Annotated in this window: 24 protein-coding genes; 15 read left to right on the plus strand and 9 right to left on the minus strand. The window is 67.0% G+C overall.

All coding sequences use genetic code 11. The features are described from left to right. Nucleotides 1-14 precede the first annotated feature (14 nt). From HNQ07_RS19965 to HNQ07_RS20010, 10 genes are all read left to right on the plus strand, one after another. On the plus strand, nt 15-2,297 hold the full coding sequence (locus HNQ07_RS19965) for a heavy metal translocating P-type ATPase (protein ID WP_184115089.1): 2,283 nt from the start codon (nt 15-17) through the stop codon (nt 2,295-2,297). Nucleotides 2,298-2,299: 2 nt separating this feature from the next. After that, nucleotides 2,300-2,584 carry a glutaredoxin family protein gene (locus tag HNQ07_RS19970; protein WP_184115091.1) on the plus strand — a complete coding sequence of 95 codons (285 nt, stop codon included), beginning with the start codon at nt 2,300-2,302 and terminating at the stop codon, nt 2,582-2,584. Beyond that, complete coding sequence (locus tag HNQ07_RS19975) at nt 2,581-3,315, plus strand: ZIP family metal transporter (RefSeq protein ID WP_184115093.1); 735 nt, start codon at nt 2,581-2,583, stop codon at nt 3,313-3,315. The genes HNQ07_RS19970 and HNQ07_RS19975 overlap by 4 nt, the downstream gene beginning before the upstream one ends. Beyond that, nucleotides 3,312-3,566 carry a hypothetical protein gene (locus HNQ07_RS19980; protein ID WP_184115095.1) on the plus strand — a complete coding sequence of 85 codons (255 nt, stop codon included), beginning with the start codon at nt 3,312-3,314 and terminating at the stop codon, nt 3,564-3,566. Before HNQ07_RS19975 ends, HNQ07_RS19980 begins: the two co-directional genes overlap by 4 nt. A gap of 70 nt (nt 3,567-3,636) precedes the next feature. Continuing rightward, nucleotides 3,637-4,926: an Nramp family divalent metal transporter gene (locus HNQ07_RS19985; RefSeq protein ID WP_184115097.1), complete on the plus strand. Its 1,290-nt coding sequence runs from the start codon at nt 3,637-3,639 to the stop codon at nt 4,924-4,926. A 291-nt stretch (nt 4,927-5,217) separates the two neighbouring features. Further along, complete coding sequence (gene lnt / locus HNQ07_RS19990) at nt 5,218-6,654, plus strand: apolipoprotein N-acyltransferase (RefSeq protein WP_229832223.1); 1,437 nt, start codon at nt 5,218-5,220, stop codon at nt 6,652-6,654. 288 nt (nt 6,655-6,942) lie between these two features. Beyond that, nucleotides 6,943-7,341 carry a copper resistance CopC family protein gene (locus HNQ07_RS19995; protein ID WP_184115099.1) on the plus strand — a complete coding sequence of 133 codons (399 nt, stop codon included), beginning with the start codon at nt 6,943-6,945 and terminating at the stop codon, nt 7,339-7,341. Between the two features lie 4 nt (nt 7,342-7,345). Then, nucleotides 7,346-8,635 (plus strand): CopD family protein, encoded by a 1,290-nt coding sequence (locus HNQ07_RS20000; protein WP_184115101.1) that lies wholly within the window; start codon nt 7,346-7,348, stop codon nt 8,633-8,635. A gap of 261 nt (nt 8,636-8,896) precedes the next feature. Then, nucleotides 8,897-9,763 carry a cation diffusion facilitator family transporter gene (locus HNQ07_RS20005; RefSeq protein ID WP_184115103.1) on the plus strand — a complete coding sequence of 289 codons (867 nt, stop codon included), beginning with the start codon at nt 8,897-8,899 and terminating at the stop codon, nt 9,761-9,763. Nucleotides 9,764-10,017: 254 nt separating this feature from the next. Then, nucleotides 10,018-10,383, plus strand: a complete 366-nt coding sequence (locus HNQ07_RS20010) for an ArsR/SmtB family transcription factor (RefSeq protein ID WP_184115106.1) — start codon at nt 10,018-10,020, stop codon at nt 10,381-10,383. Between the two features lie 120 nt (nt 10,384-10,503). On the opposite strand, the gene HNQ07_RS20015 is transcribed toward HNQ07_RS20010, so the two are convergent. The 3 genes from HNQ07_RS20015 to HNQ07_RS20025 all read right to left on the minus strand — a co-directional run bounded on the left by HNQ07_RS20015 (nt 10,504) and on the right by HNQ07_RS20025 (nt 12,643). After that, on the minus strand, nt 10,504-11,151 hold the full coding sequence (locus tag HNQ07_RS20015; RefSeq protein WP_229832232.1) for a LysE/ArgO family amino acid transporter: 648 nt from the start codon (nt 11,149-11,151) through the stop codon (nt 10,504-10,506). A 585-nt stretch (nt 11,152-11,736) separates the two neighbouring features. Further along, nucleotides 11,737-11,958 (minus strand): hypothetical protein, encoded by a 222-nt coding sequence (locus tag HNQ07_RS20020; RefSeq protein WP_184115110.1) that lies wholly within the window; start codon nt 11,956-11,958, stop codon nt 11,737-11,739. 202 nt (nt 11,959-12,160) lie between these two features. After that, nucleotides 12,161-12,643, minus strand: coding sequence for a hypothetical protein (locus HNQ07_RS20025; protein ID WP_184115111.1), 483 nt, complete (start codon nt 12,641-12,643; stop codon nt 12,161-12,163). 554 nt (nt 12,644-13,197) lie between these two features. Here HNQ07_RS20025 and HNQ07_RS20030 point away from each other — a divergent pair. Further along, nucleotides 13,198-14,003, plus strand: a protein-coding gene (locus tag HNQ07_RS20030; protein WP_373298124.1) for an IS5 family transposase whose coding sequence is annotated in 2 segments (ribosomal slippage) — nt 13,198-13,528 and nt 13,528-14,003 — 807 coding nt in all. Because the reading frame shifts where the segments join, the coding sequence is not laid out codon by codon here. Nucleotides 14,004-14,076: 73 nt separating this feature from the next. Then, a complete protein-coding gene (locus tag HNQ07_RS20035) occupies nt 14,077-14,985 on the plus strand; it encodes an ADP-ribosylglycohydrolase family protein (RefSeq protein WP_184115113.1) in 909 nt (302 codons plus the stop codon). 56 nt (nt 14,986-15,041) lie between these two features. Here the strand turns inward: HNQ07_RS20035 and HNQ07_RS20040 are convergent, their stop codons facing one another. Both HNQ07_RS20040 and HNQ07_RS20045 read right to left on the minus strand, forming a co-directional pair. Then, on the minus strand, nt 15,042-15,686 hold the full coding sequence (locus HNQ07_RS20040; protein WP_184115115.1) for a GNAT family N-acetyltransferase: 645 nt from the start codon (nt 15,684-15,686) through the stop codon (nt 15,042-15,044). Nucleotides 15,687-15,786: 100 nt separating this feature from the next. Beyond that, on the minus strand, nt 15,787-16,389 hold the full coding sequence (locus tag HNQ07_RS20045; RefSeq protein WP_184115117.1) for a hypothetical protein: 603 nt from the start codon (nt 16,387-16,389) through the stop codon (nt 15,787-15,789). A gap of 80 nt (nt 16,390-16,469) precedes the next feature. On the opposite strand from HNQ07_RS20045, the gene relB (HNQ07_RS20050) reads away from it, so the two are divergent. Next, a complete protein-coding gene (gene relB / locus HNQ07_RS20050) occupies nt 16,470-16,688 on the plus strand; it encodes a type II toxin-antitoxin system RelB family anti-toxin (RefSeq protein WP_184115119.1) in 219 nt (72 codons plus the stop codon). A 93-nt stretch (nt 16,689-16,781) separates the two neighbouring features. On the opposite strand, the gene HNQ07_RS20055 is transcribed toward relB (HNQ07_RS20050), so the two are convergent. Next, nucleotides 16,782-17,306: a hypothetical protein gene (locus HNQ07_RS20055; RefSeq protein WP_184115121.1), complete on the minus strand. Its 525-nt coding sequence runs from the start codon at nt 17,304-17,306 to the stop codon at nt 16,782-16,784. An 81-nt stretch (nt 17,307-17,387) separates the two neighbouring features. On the opposite strand from HNQ07_RS20055, the gene relB (HNQ07_RS20060) reads away from it, so the two are divergent. Then, entirely contained in the window at nt 17,388-17,615 is a 228-nt protein-coding gene (gene relB / locus HNQ07_RS20060) for a type II toxin-antitoxin system RelB family anti-toxin (protein ID WP_184115123.1), read from the plus strand. Between the two features lie 64 nt (nt 17,616-17,679). On the opposite strand, the gene relB (HNQ07_RS20065) is transcribed toward relB (HNQ07_RS20060), so the two are convergent. Beyond that, the gene (gene relB, locus HNQ07_RS20065; RefSeq protein ID WP_184115124.1) at nt 17,680-17,901 is read right to left on the minus strand and encodes a type II toxin-antitoxin system RelB family anti-toxin; all 222 of its coding nucleotides are present in this window, start codon (nt 17,899-17,901) and stop codon (nt 17,680-17,682) included. Between the two features lie 96 nt (nt 17,902-17,997). Here relB (HNQ07_RS20065) and HNQ07_RS20070 point away from each other — a divergent pair, with 96 nt between their 5' ends. Next, the gene (locus HNQ07_RS20070) at nt 17,998-18,966 is read left to right on the plus strand and encodes a hypothetical protein (RefSeq protein WP_184115126.1); all 969 of its coding nucleotides are present in this window, start codon (nt 17,998-18,000) and stop codon (nt 18,964-18,966) included. Here the strand turns inward: HNQ07_RS20070 and HNQ07_RS20075 are convergent. Next, a complete protein-coding gene (locus tag HNQ07_RS20075; RefSeq protein WP_184115128.1) occupies nt 18,929-19,636 on the minus strand; it encodes a hypothetical protein in 708 nt (235 codons plus the stop codon). The genes HNQ07_RS20070 and HNQ07_RS20075 overlap by 38 nt on opposite strands. 53 nt (nt 19,637-19,689) lie before the next feature. Next, nucleotides 19,690-20,310 (minus strand): hypothetical protein, encoded by a 621-nt coding sequence (locus HNQ07_RS20080; protein ID WP_184115130.1) that lies wholly within the window; start codon nt 20,308-20,310, stop codon nt 19,690-19,692. Between the last annotated feature and the right edge of the window lie 99 nt (nt 20,311-20,409).

Below are 20,409 nucleotides of genomic sequence, written 5' to 3' on the forward strand. Positions count from 1 at the left end.
GATATACTGCTCGCATGACGTCCTCGACCCCCCGCCAGGGCACACCAGCGCCCACCCCATCCATCACGTACTTCGTCGACGGCATGGACTGCGCCAGCTGCGTGCAGAAAGTCGAACGCATGGTCGCCACGCTCCCCGGCGCCGAGGAGGTCAGCACCAGCTTCACCAAGCAGACGCTGACGCTTCACCTGGACGAGACCCGGACGCCACGGGCCACCCTGGAAAAAAACCTCAAGGCCCTCGGCTACGCGCCCTCCCTCGTCACGCCCCGCACGACGCCAGCCTCCGAAACGTCAGCCGACCACACCGGACATGACCACGACCATGGCGACCACGATCACGGGCATGACCACGCCGGTCACGTCCACGAAGTCTCCCCGCCCGGGACTCCGTGGTACCGCACCGGGCAGGGCAAACTGGTCGTCAGTTCCGGCCTGCTGCTGCTGGTCGCGTGGTTGTTCGGCTTCATCGAGCCCGCCTTTGCCACCTGGGGCTTCGTCGCCGCGACGCTCCTCGGCGTGTGGCCGCTGGCCCGCAAGGCCGTCGCCAGCGCCCGACTCGGCGATCCCTTCAGCATCAACATGCTCGTCAGCCTCGCCGCCATCGGCGCCGTCGCGATCGGGGAAGCGCCGGAAGGCGCGGTCGTCGTGTTCTTCTTCGCGGTCGGGGAGCTCCTCGAGGGCATTGCCGCCGGCCGCGCCCGGGCGGGCATCCAGGCCCTCGCCGCGCTCGCTCCGAAGACCGCACTCCTGGTCGACGGAAACAGCACGCGCGAAGTGCCGGCCGACACCCTGCAGGTCGGCCAAAGCGTCCAGGTCAACCCCGGTGGGCGCGTCCCCGCCGACGGCACCATCACCGCAGGCACGTCCAGCCTGGATGACTCCCCTGTCACCGGCGAGAGCGTTCCCGTCGTGAAGACGGTGGGCGACACCGTCTACGCCGGCAGCATCAACACCGACGGCACGCTGCGGATCCAGGTGGACAAGGCCGCGGCCGACAACACCATTGCCCGGATCATCCACATGGTCGAGGAAGCCGAGGGCAGCAAGGCGCCCACTGCACGGTTTATTGACCGCTTCAGCCGGTACTACACGCCCGGCGTGGTGGCGGTCTCTGCCCTGGTCGCCCTCGTGCCGCCCTTGCTGCTGGGTCAAGCATGGCATCCGTGGCTCTACAAGGGCATCGCCCTGCTGCTGATCGGCTGCCCGTGCGCGCTGGTGCTGAGCGTCCCGGCGGCCATCACCAGCGCCATCAGTGCAGGCACCCGCCGCGGTCTGCTGATCAAGGGGGGCGCCGCGCTGGAGACCATCGGCAGCGTCAAGACCGTCGCCTTTGACAAGACGGGGACTTTGACGGCTGGGAAGCCTCGGGTCACGGACACGATCGGGCTCACCATGGACCGCAGTGACGTCCTGCGCCTGGCCGCGGCCGTGGAGTCGGGCAGCAGCCACCCGCTCGCGAAAGCCATCACGGACGCAGCTGCCCGGGAGCAGGTCACGGTTCCGTCCGCCACGGACGCGCAGGCGCTGCCCGGTAAGGGTGCGAGCGCCACGGTGGAGGGCCGCGCCCTGAGCGTGACCTCGCCCCGTCACGCCGCCACGCTCGCGGATCTGAGTGCCGACGCCCAGCGCCAGATTGCCGCGTTCGAGGAGCAGGGCCGGACCACCGTCGTGCTGCTGGACGGCTCGACCCCCCTGGGCCTGATGGCCATCCGCGACGAACCCCGGGAGGACGCGAAGGTCGCCCTGGCCCAGCTGCATGACCTCGGGGTCAACACCGTCATGCTCACCGGCGACAACGCCCGCACTGGGCAGGCCATTGGCCGCGACCTGGGGATGAACGTGCGCGCCGAATTGCTGCCCGAGGACAAGCTGAAGGTCATTGCACAGCTGAAAGCTGACGGGGGTGTAGCAATGGTTGGCGACGGCATCAACGACGCGCCTGCGCTGGCCCAGTCGGACGTGGGCATCGCCATGGGGGGCGGCACGGACGTGGCCCTGGAGACCGCCGACGCGGCCCTCCTGCGTGAGCGAGTGACAGGCGTGGTCGACTTGGTGCGGTTGTCACGCGCCACCATGACGAACATCAAGTGGAACATCGCCTTCGCACTGGGCCTGAAACTGATTTTCCTGATCACCACGCTGCTCGGCTACACCAACCTGTGGATGGCCATCCTGGCGGACACCGGCGCGACCGCGATCGTGACTGCGAACGCCCTGCGGCTGCTGCGCTGGAAGGGCACCACTGGGACGCCCAAGGCGTCGGCCCCGGCCCCCACTCTCGCCCAGGGCGTCTGAGCATGACCCTCGGGCCGGATGCTCTCCCCTCGCCGGTCGTCACGCTCTACACCGTGCCCGGCTGCGCGGACTGTGAGGCCATCAAGCGGCTGCTCACGCAGCAGGGCGCGCCGTTCACCGAAAAGAACGTCCGGGGTGATCCGGACGCGCTCGCTGAAATGCAGGGACGCGCGAACGTGCGGATTGCGCCGGTCACGGTCATCGGTGAGCAGGCCTTTTATGGCCCCTTCGACCGGCAACGCCCGCAGATCCTCGCGGCCCTGACGGCAGGACGCCCGGGCTCGTGAGCGCACCCCTCGGGCAGATCCTCTCGTTGACGCTGATCCCGGTGGCCGCCACCATCCTGGGCGGTGCGGCGGCGAGCGTCCGGGTGCCCAGCGACACGGTGCGCAGCCTGGTGCAGCACTTCGCGGCGGGCGTGGTGTTCGCCGCGGTGGCCGGCGAACTGCTCCCGGAGATCACCAAGGGCCACCAGCCGGTGGGCGTGGTGATCGGGTTCGCGCTCGGGGTCGCCGTGATGCTGATCATCCGGCACTTCGCCGAGCGCCTGGAAGGCGCCACGCCCGAGACCACAGGCCGGCCGTCGAGCAACGTCGGCCTCATCACCGTGGTCGGCATCGACGTGCTGATCGACGGCCTGCTGATCGGTGTGGGTTTTGCCGCCGGTGAGCGCGTGGGGACCCTGCTGGTGATTGCCCTGACGCTGGAACTGCTGTTCCTCGGCGTATCGGTGGCGTCCAGTCTCGGGCAGTCGGGGGTCAGCCGTGGCCGCACCATCGGGACCGTGGCCGGCCTGAGCGTGCTCGTCATTCTGGGCGCGGCGCTCGGAGGAACCTTGCTGCGTGGTCTGTCCGGTCTGGCCCTGGAGATCACGCTGTCCTTCGGCGCGGCGGCGCTGCTGTTCCTCGTGACCGAGGAACTCCTGACCGAGGCGCATGAAGTCAAGGAGACACCGCTCATCACAGCGGCGTTCTTCGCAGGCTTCGTGGCCCTGTACCTGCTGGAGCTGGCGACGTGAGGGGGCCACACCGCAATGCCGCGCTGCTGGTGCCGGCCAACGGCGTGATCGATCTCGCCGCTGCCGTGATGGCCGGCCGGCACCAGCACCTTGCCCTCGTCCCGCTGTACGGCGTCCTGGGCGTGTGCATGCTGGTGGCCCACGTCCGGCGGTGGCGCTGGATACCGGGTGCGTGGGACGTCGTGGGCCTCGGTGTCGGTCTCGGGCTCGCGCTCGGCTTCCTCGTGACGGAATGGCTGGCGGCCCAGTGACGCGGCACACCCCTGGGCACGGCGCCCCACCACAGGGCGGCCTGTCCCCGGTCATCACGGCGGAGTTGACATGACGGGTGACCCCTCCATTCCCGACCGCCGGGAGACGAAGACCGGCCTGATGCGCAGCCTGGGCCCGGGCCTGATCACGGGCGCCTCGGACGATGATCCCAGCGGCATCGCCACGTACTCGCAGGTGGGCGCACAGTTCGGCTACGGCCTGCTGTGGTCGATGCTGTTCACCTACCCCCTGATGGCCACCATTCAGGAGATCAGTGCGCGCCTCGGCCGGGTGACCGGGCACGGCGTCGCGGGCAATGTGCGCCGGCACTACCCGGCCGGGTGGATGTGGAGCATGACGGCCCTGCTGCTCGTCGCCAACGTGATCAACCTGGGCGCAGATATCGGCGCCATGGGGGAAGCGGTGCGGCTCCTGGTGGGCGGACCCGCGCTGCTGTACTCGGCCGTGCTGGCGGGCGCATCCGTCCTGCTGCAGGTCTACGTGCCGTACTCCCGCTACACCCGGATTCTCAAATGGCTCACCGTGTCGTTGTTCGCGTATGTGGCGACGGTGTTCGTGGTGCGGGTGCCCTGGGGCGAGGCGCTCAGGGCCACGGTCTGGCCGCACCTCACGTGGCAGGCGTCCTCGGTCCAGGCACTGGTGGCGGTGCTCGGCACCACCATCAGTCCCTACCTGTTCTTCTGGCAGGCGTCGGAGGAGGTCTCCGAGATGGACACCCACGAGCTTGAGCGTCCGCTGCGCGTGGCGCCGGAGCAGGCGCCGCGGCAGTTCCGGCGGATTCGCGTGGACACCTTCGTCGGTATGGCCTTTTCGAATCTGGTGGCGTACTTCATCATTCTGACGACGGCCGCCGTCCTCAACGCGCGCGGGCAGACGTCCATCCAGACGGCGGCGCAGGCGGCAGAAGCCCTGCGGCCTGTGGCGGGGCCATTTGCGTTCGTGCTCTTCGCGGCCGGCATCATCGGCACCGGCCTGCTGGCCCTGCCGGTGCTGGCCGGCTCGGCGGGTTACGCGCTGGGCGAAGCGCTGCGGTGGCCGGTGGGCCTCGAGCGCAAGCCGTACCAGGCGCGGGGCTTTTACGGCATCATCGCCATGGCCACCCTGCTCGGGCTGACGCTCAACCTGCTGCATGTCGACCCCATCCGGGCGCTGTATTACGCCGCCATTCTCAATGGCGTCAGCGCGGCCCCCGTGATGATCCTGATCATGCTGATGACCTCGAACCGCCGGGTGATGGGCGACTTCACCGTGCGGGGCTGGCTGCGGGTCCTGGGCTGGCTGGGTGCCGGCGTGATGCTTGTGGCGGCCGTGGCCCTGTTCGTGGTTCGGGGCGCGTGACCCCTGGTGGACGTCACCGTCCCGAATGGCGCGGCAGGATCACCCGCGGTTGAGCAGCCCCAGTCGAGGCCGGCGCGTTCAGGGGTGGCCTGTCCCTCGGCAGATGGGCCCCCACCTGTCCAGTGCGGGATGAGGATCACGCCGTGGCGCACGGGCCCTGGGACCGCATTCTGGAGTGCTGCGCTCGTCGCGCGTGTGCGCTCCTGGTGGTCCGTCCGCGGTCGCGGCGCCCGGACGCGGATCGGCCCGGGGCGGCGCGCGCTGGGCTGCCTGCACAGCCCGCTGCGGTGGGTGCTGGCTGGGATCGGCCTGGCCTTCACCTTCCCGCCCTCGCCGCTCGGGTGGCTCGCTCCCGTGTGGCTGGCCCTCCTCTTCCGCGCAGCTGCCACCGCGACGCCGCGTCAGGCCATGCGGCTCACCTGGCTCTTCGCGGTGGGCCTGTTCGGTGCCTTGCTGAGCTGGCTGCCCCTCAGCCTCGCGGGCACGGTCGGCCCGGCCATCGTGGCGTTGTATCCGCTGCTGGTGGGCCTTCTGGCTGCCATGTGGGCCCTCACGGCGTGGCTCACGCGCCGCCTGGCAGGCCGCCTGTCACTGGGGGCCTTTCCCATGGCGTGGGCGGCGCTGGAGGTGGCGCGGTCCTGGGGGCCCTTCGGGTTCACCTGGGGCAGCCTGGGGTACACCCTGGCGCAGACCCCGCTGGTGCAGGTGGCCGAACTGGGCGGCATCAGCCTGCTGGGGCTGCTGGTGGGGATAGCGGCCAGCGCCCTGGCATCGCGGAACAGGTGGATGTGCGGCGCGGCCCTGCTGCTCTGGGGCGCGGCACTGGTCTTCGGCGTGACCCGGCCCGGCAGTCCCGCGGGAACCCAGACGGCCCTGCTCGTCCAGGGCAACGTCGACCCGCGCGAGAAGCTCGCTGGGCAGGCGGATGCCGACTGGCAGCGGTACCTCCGCCTGACCTGGCGTGGCCTGCAGCGTGGAGCCGCCGACCTCGTGCTGTGGCCGGAGACTGCCGTGACCTGGGCGACGCGACCGGCGGCGCTGGCCCAGGTGCCGGTGCCGGTCTTACTGGGCGCCGCAGTCACTCAGGCAGGCCAGCCGTTCAACAGCGCCCTGCTCAGCCTGCGAGGTGTGGTCGCCGGCCGGTACGACAAGATCAGGTTGGTGCCCTTCGGCGAGTTCTTCCCGGGGCGCCGGGCGCTGAACCGGGTGTACCAGCAGGTCTTCAGCGCGCTGGGTCTTCCAGACCTGCAGGGCCTGACGCCTGGCCGCGCGGCGCTGACGGTGGGTACAGGGGCGCTCCGGGTGGGCGTGCTCATCTGCTACGAGTCGACGTTCCCAGCCCTCGCCCGGGCCCTGGTGCGTGACGGCGCGAATGTGCTGGTGACACCCTCCAATGACGCATGGTTCGGGGCCTCGCAGGGCGCGGAACAGCACTTCCAGATGGGGCGGGTGCGGGCCATCGAGACCCGCCGCTGGTGGCTCCGGGTGGGCAACGACGGCATCAGCGCCGCGGTGAGTCCATCCGGCGCCGTCACCGTGCGCGCGGCACGCTTTACGGCGCAGGCAGTGCCGGTGACCTTCACCCTGCAGTCCGGCCAGACCCTGGCCGTGCGGTGGGGCGACGCAGTGCCTGCCGGCGTTGCCCTCGGATGGCTGCTGGGCACGGTCGTCCTGCGGCGCCGACCGGGAGGTGAGGGTGGGCCGTCCGCCGGTGAGGGAATCGAGTGACGTCGGGTGGGACCGCCGCGGCACACCATGCTGCGGCGGCAGGGGCGTTCTCGCCTGGAGCTGGACATCTTGACCGGGTTCAGGCCGCGGATGGCCGCAGCGCGCGCCGGTTGTCCACGCTCCTGCCTGGCTGCAGATGCCCGGTCTCCACCTGCGGTTCGCCGACCGCCGCAACGCCTCGGCGCTGGAGTCATCCGACACGGCGTTTCCTGTTCTGACGGTGGGGGTGCTGAGGCCTTCGCCACCGACCATCCCGGGCGCAGATCGCCCCCACCGCTGGAGGTTCCCATGAAATCCGTTCTGCTTGTCCTGACCGCGCTGCTGTCATCGACTGCTCTGGCCCACACGGAGGTGACGGCCATCACCCCCAGGCGCAGTGCAGTCGTGATCGCCCCCAAGGTGGTGACGCTGACCATCAGTGAGCCCGTGAACCTGCGCTTCTGCACCGTCCGCGTGATGGCCATTCCGGTGGGCAAGACGGCCGCGCAGGCGTCCGCACTGGCCCTCGCCGCGAAGAATGGAGCGCCCCAACTGGCCAGCGTGACCCAGGCCGCGTCGGGGCTGTCCACCGTGGTCTGTGTTCCCCTGAGGCCGGCGTTGACGGCCGGTGCGTACGTGATCGCGTGGAAACTCCTGTCCGATGACGGGCACCCGGTGACGGGCTTCAGTACCTTCCGCGTGAAGTGAGACCGTGGCCGCTGCCCTCACCGCCCTGAGCTACCTGGGCCTGGCGCTGCTGCTGGGCAGTGTGCTGGCCCGCCGCTGGCTCACGCCCGGCCATCCTGGGTGGTGGCCGGGCGCGGTGGGGTGCGCGCTGCTCCTGCTCGCCTGGGCCGGGCAGGTGGCCCTCACGCTGAGCGTCCTGGGCCTGACGGGTCCTGCGGACATGATCGCGTACGCCACGGGAACAGCGACCGGCCGCGCGATGCTGACTGGCCTGCTCGGCGCTCTCGCGGCGCTCGTGGCGGAGGTGGCCGCGTGGCCCACGCTGCTGAGCGTGGTTGCAGTGGGCGTGAGCCTCTGGGGCGCGGCGGGGATCGGGCACGGGGACGGCCACGGTGTCTGGGTTCGGCTGCTGCACGCCCTGCATGCCGGCGCCATGGGCGTGTGGGTGGGCGGCGTGCTCGCGTTGGTGGGGACGGCCCGGCCCCTCGTTCCAGCCCTCGCGTGGCGTTTTACCCCGGCGGCGGTGGGGAGCGTGCTCGTGCTGGCCGGTACTGGGCTGCTGATGGCGTCGCAGCAGCTGCCCCGCCTGAGCGCGTGGGCGGAGAGCCGGTACGGCCAGACCCTGCTGGTGAAGCTGACGTTGGCCCTGCTGGCGCTGGTGGCGTCCCTGCTGGTCCGGCGCGCGTTCGCCCGTCGGCGAGGGGTGCGGTTCCAGCTGGTTCGCGAGGCCCTGCTCCTGATGGGCGTGTTGGGCGTCACGGGCGTGCTCAGCACCCAGGCGCCTCCTGGCGGCCATGGGAGACAGGCGGGCGCGGCCGGAGTGGTGGGCGCTGGGCACGATGACGCGGCCCTCACCCTGAGCGGTGTGCCCCTGTGCACTGATCCCCAGAGCGTACGCCTCACGTTCGACGGCGTGGACGCGGGGCGGGCGAACCGGGCACGGCGCGCGCTTCAGCCTTTCCTGGCGCAGCTGATGCAGGGAACACTGCCGCGTTCGGGCGTGACTGTGGACCGGCGGGCGGCATGTGCGTCTCCCGCCGGCCGCACGCGGCTGAGCGTGGACGTCCGGTACCTCGATCCGCAGCGCTACGTGGGATTCGGGGGCGCCGCGTACACCCTCACGGTTCGCCTGCAGGTGCTGCCCCCCACACCGGGTGAGAGCACGCGGGCGTTTCTGGCGGACTGGACGGGAATTCACTCCGAGGAGCGTGTCGGCGTTCCGTTCGAGGCCGCGCTGCTCACGCACAGCCGCGAGGCCGTCCAGACCCTGATCCGCACGTGGCGGCGCGACAATGGTCAGGACAGCGCCCCATGACGTCGCTGGCCTGCAGCGCGCTGCGTGTCGATGCGGGGCGGCACCAGGCCAAGGGCAGCTGCGGAGGGAGCCGGTGGCGCCCGCACCGTTCACGTTCGGCGTTCCGGGGCGATGCGCCGGATCGACGATCGGCGTGCCAGGGCGTGGCTGACTCGGTGGGTGGGCCAGTGGCCTTCGGGTCGCCGCGCCGCGAGCGTTTGCAGGGCACAGCCACCGGCAGCCTGTCACCCACGCTGACGCTCTCAGCCACAGGGCTGCGGCGTGACTGAGGCAGATCCCGGATGGCGGCTCGGCCAGGCGCTGATCCTGACCGGGACGTTCCTGCTCGTCGAGGTCATCGCCGGCATGCTGTCCGGCAGTCTCGCCCTGCTCGCCGACGCCGGTCATGTGCTGACGGACGGTGTGGTGTTGATGCTGGCGCTCCAGGCTGGAGGCCCTGAAGTGCGTGATCGCCGGCGTACGCCCGGCCACCAGCGCGCCGTAATTCTGGGGGCAGCTGTGATCGCGGGCGTGCTGTCCACCGCTGCCCTGGGTGTGGTGGCGGAGGCGTACTGGCGGCTGCAGTCACCCGTGCCCGTGCAGACCACGGTCATGCTCGCCCTGGCAGTGCTTGGCCTGGGCATCAACGTGATCAGCGCGCGCCTGGCAGCCACGGGACGCGAGGGGAACCCGGCCACGCATGCCGCGTACCTGGAGCTCCGGGGTGACGTGCTGGGGCCTGTGGCGGTGATCGGCGGCGCGCTCCTGATTCGCTTTACCGGTGAGCTCTGGCTCGACCCGCTCCTGGGGGCGCTGGTGGGGATCTGGGTGGTGCCGCGCGTCTGGGCGCTTCTGGCCGCGAGCATGACTGGCGCAGTGAATGCCGCGTTTCAACAGGTGGATCTGAATGCCTTTCGTCGCGAGCTGGCCGCGCTGCCTGGCGTCACCGAAGTGCAGGCGCTGCATGTGTGGAGCGCCACCCGCGGCGTTCACAGCGTGACTGTGCATCTGGTGGGTGCGGAGGTGAATCGCGACCTGGTTGTGAAGGTGCACGAGATCGCAGCGGTTCACGGCATGCCGTACGTCATCATGCGGATCGAGCCTGCTGGACTGCACGCTGGGGACGGTGACGGGTTGGCGCGGCAGTGACGTCACGAGTGGCCGTTTTGGCGTGCCTGAGGACGACCGGATACCCCGTCCGGTTGGGCAGTGAGAGGTGCTTCTCAGGGCGCGCGGATGCCCTGCCGTTGATGACAGGAGCGGTGGACTCGGCGCCGACCCGCCGTCTGGGGTTGGTGACCGTTGACGGCAGCAGGTGGGCTTTCTGGCTGGGATTCGGACGGCCATGGGCGGACGGTGCCGCGTCCCTCATACGCCGTGCACGGGCGCATTACACTGGCCAGATGATAAGCGCTTCTCAAGACGCCCTTTGCGAGGAGGCGTGTGTTCACCCGGAGGCGGTGCGACGCGCCCGGGAGGCCCTGCCGGACGCCGAGTGCGTCGACCATGCCAGCGCCTTCCTGAAACTGGTTGCTGATCCCACGCGGTTGAAGATCCTCAGTGCGCTGAATACGGGGGAGTTGTGCGTGTGCGATCTGTCGTTGGTCGTCGGCATCAGCGAGAGCGCCATGAGCCACCAACTCCGGTTGCTGCGGACTGGCCGCGTGGTGACGTTCCGCAAGGAGGGCCGGGTGGCGTATTACAGCCTGCTCGATCACCACGTCACGACATTGATCGGCAGCGCCCTCGAGCACGCCCGGGAGTCATGACGCGGCGTGATGGAGATGTCGAGAATCGGGGCTGATCTAGGTATCGTTCGTGGTGGGGAGATGACGTTCACGCGACGCAGACCTCCTCAGAGCCCTGGACACAGGACTGGCCAGCGCCACTCACGCTGCTGAATTCACGCCGTGCAGGGCGCGCCACACCAGGGACAGCGCGAACCCCCACATGAGCAGCCCGACGAGGGCGTCGAGCCCACGCCATGCCGCCGGTGAGCGGAAGAGCGGGGCGAGGCGGCTTCCGCCAAACGTGAGCCGGGCGTACCAGGCGCATGAAGCGGTCACGGCCCCCCGGGCGAACAGGACTCGCCCTTCGGCGCCCAGTGGAGCGGACAGGGCACCGAACAGCACCACACTGTCGATATACGGATGGGGATTGAGGAAGGTCAGGGCCAGCGCTGTCGCGGCCACACGGGGCGCATACCGGGCTGTGGGTCTGGCGCTGTCGAGGTGAGGATGGTCATGACGCCATGCGGCGCGCAGGGCTTTGAAGCCGTGCCAGAACAGGAACGCGGCGCCGCCCCACGCAGCGAGTGAGGCCAGTGCGGGGACGCGCAGCAGCAGGGCCCCCACGCCAGTGGCGCCCAGCAGGATGAAGGTGGCATCGGCGAGTATCCCTGTGGCGCCGGCCACGACCGGGTGGTGCCTCTGGATGGCCTGGCGCAGCACGAAGGTGTTCAGTGCGCTGACGCCCATCACGTGGGCCGCACTCACACCGAAGCCCTGCGTGAGGGCCGCGACCTGAAGGTCAGGCATCGGCGTCACGCCTGCAGGAGTGAGGATTCACTGTTGTATGCCGGAGCATACCAGTTGCGCGCTGGAGGTCGGGGCCTGGGGTGATATGAGAGAGCGCCTGACGCATGCGTCAGCCCGAGAACGGGCACACAGGCAAGCTGTCGAGCTCGAGGTTGCATCCCTCAGCCCTGAGCGGCTCTCCCTTGATCTCCATGGCCGCGTCTGTGCTTTGGATCATCACCCGAATTCGGCGTACAACGCGGATCACAGGGTCCGAGTGGGGCTCAGCAGCATCGCTACTGGGCAGGTCGTGAACATCACGGCGTGTGCGTCAACCTTGACGGTGGCTGTGGTGAGTGCAGTGATATCGAAGCGACTATTCACGGAGGGACGTCCGACGACCTGCCGGGAGCATACATGCGGTCACGCCGACGCGGATGGAGCGTCGTTGTGAAACTGAGGGCGCTACCGGCTGCCTGGAACGGTGGTCAGGCAGATCACGGTGCCTGTGCCTACGGACGTGGCAGCACGTGGGTCAGTAGAGAAAACGTCGCTGTGGTCGCTGTCGTTTTCTGAATGATCGCAGTGACACGGCTAACCCGAGGATCAGGACGCCTCATCGTCAGCAGGCCTGGCGGGCACGGCCTGGCTGCGGTCGAAGAGGCCACAGATGCCGCTCTTGTTGCCGTGGTGGTAGTCAAGAATGGCGTCGGGCTCCCTCGTGCCGGGGCACAGGCCGAGCACGCGGAGTTCCTCGGTGGTGGCCAGGGTCGACGGGTACGTCTGGTGGTACCGGGGTTTGGGCGGGCGTTTGCTGCGGTGCGTCATGGGGCGCCGTCCTGGTGAGGCATACACGTGAAAATCACTGGTCCTATCATGCGCGCCTCTGAACGCTGGGTGATGGGATGGCGAAGCCGTCGAGCTGCCGCGACGCCCTATGCACGGGCGATGCCGCTCAGATGCAGAGCTCCTGACAAGACAACACCCCGCATTAAGCGGGGCTGCGGTTAAGGGCGGATCGGGCGCTTCGTTATGCCTTCTTGCGAGCGACGGTCTTTTTGGCAGGTGCCTTCTTAGCGAGAGCAGCTCCACGTTTGGCAGGCGCGGCGCCCTTCCGCGAGTTCCCCAGCGTCTGCCCTTTGGTGTAGCTCGCCTGCATCTTCTCCCGAGTGCTTGCAGCCAACGCTTTGAAGTCCACCAGGCCCGCCTCGATGTTCTCGTACGTAGGCTTGATCGTGCCGCCCCGGCGCGCCGGCGTCAGCTGGGTGTTCATGTCCGCGAACCACTCGTCGAATGCGGGCGTGGCTTCGAAGACCATGTCCCGGACATCACGGGAGTACGTGTCGTCTTGACCGCGCCGGGTGAAGGCTTTGGGCAGCGTGAAGCGCTGGGGCAGATCTGCGGCGTCGAAGGTGCCGTCCCGGACGGCGGCGCGGAATTCCTTGACGAAGGCGTCGCTGCGTTGCGCGTTGGCGAGTTTCCTGACCTGTTCACTGAGTGTGGTGTACGCCATAATTGGTAGCATACGGCACGGGAACCAAGGATCAACAGGGGTTGCTTTTAAAACTTAGGCGGTTCATTCAATGCGACGATTCATTCCAGCGAACTGCTGTGCCGTTGGATGATGTGCGGCCAAGATCCATGTGTTCTCAACCGACACGCGCAGGACCACGCGCAGCCACGATGGCGAAGGCCAGGGACACGGACGCTTCAGGAGATTCGGGTGGAGTCCATGCGTCGTGAACATGCGTTTCGGTCAACCCTCCGTACTGGACGCCCGGACGGTGGCTTAGAGCCAAGGCTCAAAACTTAAAACTTCTGGTAAGTTGTCGGCCTTCGCTCATGACCGGCGTTTAGCAAGCTCCGTCAACCGCTCAGGTCGCTTTGGCCCGTTCAATTCCGTCAACAGTTCTTGAGGGAAGTAGCTGAACGGCTCACCCCACCATTGCATCATCTTGGTGTTCCAGATTCGCCAGCCGACTCTAGGAATGGCTTTCGCGACGTACCTTGATCTACCCTTCGCCACAGTGCCACGATACTCCCAGCTCAAACACGTAATTTACTTGGATGGTTGCTCAACTCGTTCCCGACACACTGTGGGCCGTCGTTCAGCCAATCCTGCCCGAGAATGCTCCGAGCCCACGGGGCGGACGACCGAAACTTGAGGACCGGGCCGTCCTCGCTGGAATTATCTTCGTGCTTCGCTGTGGGCTTCCGTGGCGCGCTCTGCCCCAACAACTTGGTTTCGGGAGTGGTTTGACCTGTTGGCGGCGATTGAGGGACTGGCAACAAGCAGGTGTCTGGCAGAAACTACACCAAGCACTACTGCAAGCGTTGCAGGACGCAGAATTGCTGGACTGGTCACGAGCTTCGGTTGACTCTACGAGTGTCCCTGCTCCAAAAGGGGGGCTCACACAGGGCCAAACCCGACGGATCGAGGAAAATGTGGCAGCAAACTTCACTTGATCGTCGATAACAACAGGGTTCCAATCGCGCTATCCCTCTCCGGTGCAAACGTGCACGACTCAAAGAAGCTTGTAGACGTGCTGAACGCGCTGCCGAAAGTACACGACAAGCGGTTCCACCTGCTCCGCACGCGCCCAGCCAAACTGCATGCCGACAAAGGATACGACTACCCGAGATGCCGAACTGCGGTAAAGCTGCGTGGCATCACCCCACGAATTGCACGCCGCCAAGTGGAGGAGAAATCCCGGTTGGGGCGGAACCGCTGGAAAGTTGAGCGTACATTTTCGTGGCTACTGAACTACAAAAAGCTCGCGGTGAGATACGGCCGTCGAAGCGACCTCTTCCTCGCTCTCGGGCTGTTGGCATCGTCGCTTGTTTGCTTCCGACGACTGCACTTCAACTTTTAGCAGGAAGGAGCACAGCGGACCGACCCAAATGAGGCGGCTTCAAGAAAGCAGGTGCCCGAGTACGCTGAATACTGTGACCCAGGCATTCTCTGCTTCACCCGTTAATCGCGCCAATCGCATTCGTGGTTGCTTGATTGGCGGTGCCATCGGTGATGCGTGGGGCAGCACCTTCGAAAATCGCACCGCCCCTCCGGAAGTTGAGCTGCCGTGGGCGTTTACCGACGACACGCAGTTCACGCTCGCCACCTGTGAAGCCATCCTTGCAGCTGAGGCGGTCAGGCCTGATGGTCTCGCTCAGGCTTTCGTTCGTTGGTACCAGGCGCGTCAATTTACGGGCGTTGGGTCGAGCACGTTGAAGGCGCTGAGGGACTTGGAGGCAGGGGCGCACTGGGCGCTCAGTGGTGCCCGGGGTGAACGGGCAGCGGGAAATGGAGCGGCGATACGTATTGCACCCCTCGCCTTTCTCCTTGATCCGAATGACCTCAAAGAACGGCAGGTCATCCGAGACGTCTGCCGCATCATGCATCACCACGAGGAAGCCTATGTTGGTGCGCTCGCCGTTATCTACGCGATTCAGGCTGTTGTAACCCGACCTCTCGGGTGGGATGTGTTGGGCATTGGCGAGAAGTTACCTGATAGCCGCGTACGCGATCAGCTTCGTTCGCTTACGACTCAACAGGACATGAGTATCGAGCAGGCCGCTGAGCGTTTCGGCAGTTCGGGTTTCGTGGGAGAGTCCGTACCGCTTGCGGTATTTGCTGCCGCACAAGAGGCTCGACTTGGCTTTCAGGGGGTAATGGAAGCCATTATGCGTGCAGGAGGAGACACCGATACGGTGGGGTCGATGGCGGGACAGCTGATGGGCGCAGCAATAGGCTCGTCGGCTCTACCGGAGGCTCTTGTGTCTCGTTTGCCGCATTGGGAGATGTTGTCCGTCGCTGATCGCTTCGCATCCTGGGCGGCCAGCCTCAGCAGGTTTTGAGCTTTACCTCTTAGGAGCGGTCACCTGCTGTCGCGCTGAACGTCCAGCCACTGTCGTTACTGCAGCAGGAGCCAGCGCGCACGGGTGCCGTCGGGGGCGGCCACGTCGTCACGTTCGAAGCCGAGGGCGCTGAAAAAGCCATCACTGTCTGGTGTTGAGGCCAGCGACAGTGTCGTGATGCCGAGGTACGGTGCTCTCGCCCGCGCCACACTGATCACAACGTCTATCACTTGCCGGCCGACGCCCTGCCGCTGGTGGCCTCGGTGCACGGCGATGACTGGAATGATGAGGGTGGGCACGCTGGTCTGACCGTCGACCTGATCCAAGATCGACGGGTCGGCCCGCTGGTGTCCGGCGTGGAGGGTAAGCCCGGCCAGACGGGTGTCGCCGCGTGTCAGTCCGTACAGCGCTACCAGACCCTGCTGGCCGTCAGCGATTGCTTCCAGGATCCTCGTGTTGATCTGCGCGTCGCCACTGTCGAAGGCGCCCCACTGAACAGGGTCGGGGGCGATGAGGGAGACCTGGCCGGCAGGCACAGGAATCCCGGCCTGGAGGCGCTCGGTGGTCAGGGGGCCTAGGGGACGGGTGAAGGCTTCAGCACGGGCCAGCACGCGCACTCGGCGTGCTTCGTCATCGGGAGAGCGTTGCTGCGGGGTGGTGATCGCTCCGAACTGCTGTCGGGAGCGGACGATCGTCACCATAACCTCCTGAAGCAGGTCATCGACGAACGCCTAGTGTGCTGCGCGGCTGCATTCGGGCGTCCTGAACCGGCCGGAGTCTTTCCGTGTGCATGGGGACGGGTCAATGTTCAGGGCTGCTCTCCATCCGGGCGTCACGTGCGGTACTCAAGGTCTGCATGACCTCTAAGGGGGATCGTGGGCCTACGCGGCAGGGGAGCTCCTCGGCCTGGCCTTCCTGATCCAGGGTGTAGCTCCGGAACTCAAGCACCCCTTCGTTCCAGCTGGGGATGAGGAGGATGCTGCGGTCGTCGAGGACACCGAGCGTGTGCCCCTGCCGGACGAGGCGGTGGTCGTGTTTCGCCGCGGCGCTCTGGCTGTCTGGATGGATGATCCAGTTGCCGATCCAGTCCACCCGGCCTGGCCACAGGGTGGCCAGCGCCTCGCTCCAGCCGACCGTGAAGCGTGGGTCGATCTGGAGGACGTCGCGGGGCGTGTCCGGGTACCACGTGGGCGCGCCCGCGGTGCTGGCGAGGAGGACGTGCAGGGTGTGCTGCTCCTGGTAGCCGAACAGCAGGCCGCCGCGGATGCGGGTGGGGGACAGGAGCTGCTGGTGCAGGGTGTGCGTGACCGCCTGAAGGAGCACGACGTCCTGCAGCGCTTCACCGGGAGAGGGGAGGACCGGTGCGCCAGGTGGTACCCAGAACTGCCGCTGCTGCGCTTTCATGCGTCAGTTTAGGAAGTCAGCAGAAAAATTGCTAGGTATAGAGTGTAGATTCTGGAGAGACGCTCGCGCAGGCTGGCCGGATGGCTTCTGCCGCCCGACTCCGGTTTGCTGCGCACGTCCGCCAGCTCCGCAAGGCGGCCAGCTGGTCGCAGGAGGAATTGGGCGAGCACGCCGGCATCCACCGGACGTACATCGGAGCGATGGAGCGCGGCGAGGCGAACGTGACGCTTGACCACCTGCAGAGGATCGCGGACGCCCTGAAGGTCGATGTGGCGGAACTGCTCCGGGCAGGTGAGTAGGTTCTTGTAGCGCACGACGGGTCGTTGATCCAGACGGCCTGTGGCGCGCGGGCCCGCGCCTGTGACGCCAATGTGTGGGATGTGGCCGCCGGGCTAGGCCCTGTGATCGACCAGGCACGCGATCTCTGCGGGTTGCCCTTCGAGCCAGAGATATGCCCGGCCGGTGAGGAGTCCCTCCTGGAGGCCAATGACGAGCAGGGGATACTTCTCGTCGATCAATCCCAGGTGACCACCGAGCGTGACCCAGGCGAGCTCGACCTGGCGGTCGGGCAGACGGCCATCCGGCGCGGTGAGCCATTGGCCGGCCCAGTCGACGTCTTCGCTGAGCACGGTGGATACGCCCTGAGTGACGCCCATCAGGAACGGAAGCGAGGGCGTGAGGGGATCAGTGGTGGCGCTTGGTGGTGCCTGACAGGCGGCGAGCGTGACGACGAGGGTGGTGGTCTGACGGATACCGAAGAGCGCACCCCCGGTCCAGCGCCCGCGTATGTCCACTGCCTGAAAGAGGTGTTTCCGGGCCAGCGGCTCGAGGGCTACCGACTTGAGCGCGAGGAACTGGCCGTCCTGCGAGCGGTGGGTATTGGGGAGGCCGAGGTAACGCTGGGTGGCGCGGTGCATGCGTAATTATAGGCATATATGTCTTAGACAGATGTGTCTAAGACATATATGGCGTGGCCGCTGTCTGCGACCTGACCCATCATGAGCGCGATGTCCAGTCCAACGCCTGCCATCCGTCAACGTCTGGCGGACAATATGCGGCGTCTGCGCCAGCAGCGGGAATGGTCACAGGAAGAACTCGCTGCATATTCCGGGATCCATCACACCCAGATCAGCCGGATCGAGCGCATGCAGAACAGCGTCGGTATCGACATGATCGAGAAACTGGCCATGGCCTTCGGCGTAAGCGTTGGCGAACTACTGGACTGAGCTGTTCAATACGTAACGGAGGGCGCACGGACTACGGCAACTGGCCGGGCCCGCTGTTCGAAACTCAGGGCAACAGGGCCGTGACGGGCACGCCGAGCGCTTCCGCGAGCCGGTACACCGTGGAGATCCGCAGGTCCTTCTTGCCGTTTTCGATCATACCGATGTAGGCGCGGTGGATGCCGGCGTTGTGGGCGAAGGTGTCCTGGTTCCAGCCACGGCGGATCCGGGCCTCGCGCACGCGGCGGCCGATCTCCTCAAGCCGGGCCTGTGCGGGATCGGACGCCATCCACGCAGCTTCGCAGTCAGAGTATGAAAAAACGACTACTTATTGATAGTCTTTCTATAAGTAGCAACGTCGACTTCATGCCGCACAAGGAGCTTCATGGCACTGCTGCCTCCACGCCTGACCCACCGGTTCCACCTCGCGAAAAGCAAAGACGCCCCCAGCATGCGTGCGCTCTTCGACCGCCTGCTCGACCGTGGCGGTGAGCAGTTCGACGCTATGCAGCCCTTCGGTGTGATCACACCTCTTGGATTTCAACCTGCATACGACGTCTGGCTCTCCAGACACAAAGGTGAAGTCGTGGCGGCCGGGTGGTACCACCTCCTCAACGACGGCCGGGTGCGCGTCGTGGCCCTGAGTGCTTCGGAGCACGACACGCTGACCGACACCCTGCTCGCGCACTTGGAGGCCGGGCTGCAGGTGATCGCGTATGACGGCCGATTCAAGATCACGGAACTGACGGCGTGGCTCCCGGAGGGCGAGCCGCAGACCCGCCTGGAGCAGACCTATCTCCGCCGCGGGTGGACGTTCGTCGAGCGGCCGTGGACTGCGGGGTTACACCGGGCGACGCTGCGGCGGGACGCACTCCTCACCGTGATCACGCAGGCCCGCGCTGCCGGCATTGACCTCCACTCGATGACCGACGAGGTCACCAATGTCATGGGAACCCTGACCGCGCAACTTGGACCGCTGCATCCCATGTATTCCGCCGAGTCACTGTGGCAGGCATCCGAGCAGGGCCGCGTGGTGGCCGTGAGTGGCATACAGTACATCCCACGGTTCGGGCAGGTGGTCTCCATGGAGCCCGCGTGGTTACGCGAAAGCGCTCAACCGAATGTGATCACGCGGGCGCTGCTGGCCGCCGTCCTGCTGGAAGGAAAAGTGCTTCCAGACCGGCTGGTCGGGACGGGCAGTCGTGCAGCGCTCAACGACTGGTTCGAAGGCACCATCGAAGTGCAGGTCAGGGATGGATACACCCTGACGATTGATCCAGCACGGGAGCCCCTGCCGTGGGAGCTCGGGTTGGGCTTTAACCCTGACCGGGTGTGGCTTGGCCTCCCGGGGTGATCCACGACCGCCACTCTCCGTAGTGCCGGAGGGAAGACTCCAGCGCGCGTGCCCTGCTTGGCACCTTCAGGGCATCCGGCGGGAGGTGGTCGTAGAGGTCCCAGCCTGGCGTCCAGCAGCCCTCACCGATCACCGCTGACGCATGGATGGTGCCGTCCACCAGGCCCTGCATGTCCGTGACGCTGATCTCGACGCCCCGGAAGAACAGGCCGCCTCTGAGCCGTGCGTCGAGGTGCTGGAGCAGCAGCATGACGGAGAGGAGTTCGCCTCTGGACTTACCGTAGTTCCACGGCAGGGGCTCCCAGAGCTGGTAGGACGCCACCTCATAGGAGCCGAGGGCCCGGCGGAGCTTCAGGACGACCGCGATCATCACCCGGGCGTCGTCGGTCGGCCACCAGGACTTGAGGCGGTCCAGGTCGATGCCACGAGCCTTGAGCACATGCACTTCCTTGAGTGTGCCGGCGGCCACGCCACTCATCACGGCTGACCACAGCAGTTGTGGCGCGTTGTGGTACGGATGAGGGGCGGGCACGGGTCTGTCCTCACGGCCAAGGAGGTAGAGCGGATCGACGTCCAGCCACGTGCCGAGAGTTTGAGCCTGGGCGGTCGTCAACGGCCCGGCAAGCGGAAGTGGGCACCCGCAATCCAGCAGCAGCCGTGCGGCGTCCATCTCATGCAGGCTGTGCGCCCGCAGGAGGGACTCCAGCCGCTCTGCGTGAGAACTCAGGGTGTCTCACCTGGGAAGGGCAGACCCAGGGCCTTGGCGATGCCCTTCAGCGCCGTGATGAACGTGGCGGAGGACGTACCCAGCTTGCTGAGGGTCTCCACTGCACGCTGCGCGCGAACAAGGCGGCCTTCCTGCACGCCTTTCTCCAGGCTCTGGAGCGTGTCGTGGGCCTCGTCCTGGTCGTCTTCCGGGAGGGTGGCGATCTGAGCCCGGAGGCCGGTCAGCAGGGCGGTGAGTTCCTCGGCCGCGATGCCACCGCGGTGCTGGACAGTCATGTGGGCATCTGGACCTGTCTGGGTAGCGACTACGCCGACCGGAGCATGGAAGTTCTGGGTGAGCGTGTTGGGCGCAGCCGGACGCCGGCGTGCTTCGGTAGAGCGCATGCCCTCAGAGGTGATGCTGACCAGGAATTCGCCCTCGCCCCGGTCGGCATGCACCGCGAGGTGGGACAGCGCGGCGAGGCGGCGGCAGGCGGCCGAGACGCGCACCAGGGGGAGACTGAGCTCGCGGGCGAGTTCGGGAGTGTCCGCGTGGCCGCCGCCGTGGAGGTGGGCGTGATGGAGGACATCGAGGATGCGGTCGCTGTCGGCAGTCACCTGATCGAGGTCGTCGGGCATGGGTGATGCGAGCGTAGCGCGTGGCTGCCGGTGGGTCGCGCAGCGGTGGACGACTGACGCCAGGCCGGCCTGAGCCTAAGCGTTGGTGATGCGTTGAGT

Source organism: Deinococcus metalli (genome assembly GCF_014201805.1).
GTDB lineage: Bacteria > Deinococcota > Deinococci > Deinococcales > Deinococcaceae > Deinococcus > Deinococcus metalli.

Coding starts and splice junctions, on each gene's coding strand:
- HNQ07_RS19965 (WP_184115089.1), top strand. CDS start 15: ATGACGTCCTCGACCCCCCGCCAGGGCACACCAGCGCCCACCCCATCC.
- HNQ07_RS19970 (WP_184115091.1), top strand. CDS start 2,300: ATGACCCTCGGGCCGGATGCTCTCCCCTCGCCGGTCGTCACGCTCTAC.
- HNQ07_RS19985 (WP_184115097.1), top strand. CDS start 3,637: ATGACGGGTGACCCCTCCATTCCCGACCGCCGGGAGACGAAGACCGGC.
- HNQ07_RS19995 (WP_184115099.1), top strand. CDS start 6,943: ATGAAATCCGTTCTGCTTGTCCTGACCGCGCTGCTGTCATCGACTGCT.
- HNQ07_RS20010 (WP_184115106.1), top strand. CDS start 10,018: ATGATAAGCGCTTCTCAAGACGCCCTTTGCGAGGAGGCGTGTGTTCAC.
- HNQ07_RS20015 (WP_229832232.1), bottom strand. CDS start 11,151: ATGCCTGACCTTCAGGTCGCGGCCCTCACGCAGGGCTTCGGTGTGAGT.
- HNQ07_RS20020 (WP_184115110.1), bottom strand. CDS start 11,958: ATGACGCACCGCAGCAAACGCCCGCCCAAACCCCGGTACCACCAGACG.
- HNQ07_RS20025 (WP_184115111.1), bottom strand. CDS start 12,643: ATGGCGTACACCACACTCAGTGAACAGGTCAGGAAACTCGCCAACGCG.
- HNQ07_RS20040 (WP_184115115.1), bottom strand. CDS start 15,686: ATGGTGACGATCGTCCGCTCCCGACAGCAGTTCGGAGCGATCACCACC.
- HNQ07_RS20045 (WP_184115117.1), bottom strand. CDS start 16,389: ATGAAAGCGCAGCAGCGGCAGTTCTGGGTACCACCTGGCGCACCGGTC.
- relB (WP_184115119.1), top strand. CDS start 16,470: ATGGCTTCTGCCGCCCGACTCCGGTTTGCTGCGCACGTCCGCCAGCTC.
- HNQ07_RS20055 (WP_184115121.1), bottom strand. CDS start 17,306: ATGCACCGCGCCACCCAGCGTTACCTCGGCCTCCCCAATACCCACCGC.
- relB (WP_184115123.1), top strand. CDS start 17,388: ATGAGCGCGATGTCCAGTCCAACGCCTGCCATCCGTCAACGTCTGGCG.
- relB (WP_184115124.1), bottom strand. CDS start 17,901: ATGGCGTCCGATCCCGCACAGGCCCGGCTTGAGGAGATCGGCCGCCGC.
- HNQ07_RS20070 (WP_184115126.1), top strand. CDS start 17,998: ATGGCACTGCTGCCTCCACGCCTGACCCACCGGTTCCACCTCGCGAAA.
- HNQ07_RS20075 (WP_184115128.1), bottom strand. CDS start 19,636: ATGGACGCCGCACGGCTGCTGCTGGATTGCGGGTGCCCACTTCCGCTT.
- HNQ07_RS20080 (WP_184115130.1), bottom strand. CDS start 20,310: ATGCCCGACGACCTCGATCAGGTGACTGCCGACAGCGACCGCATCCTC.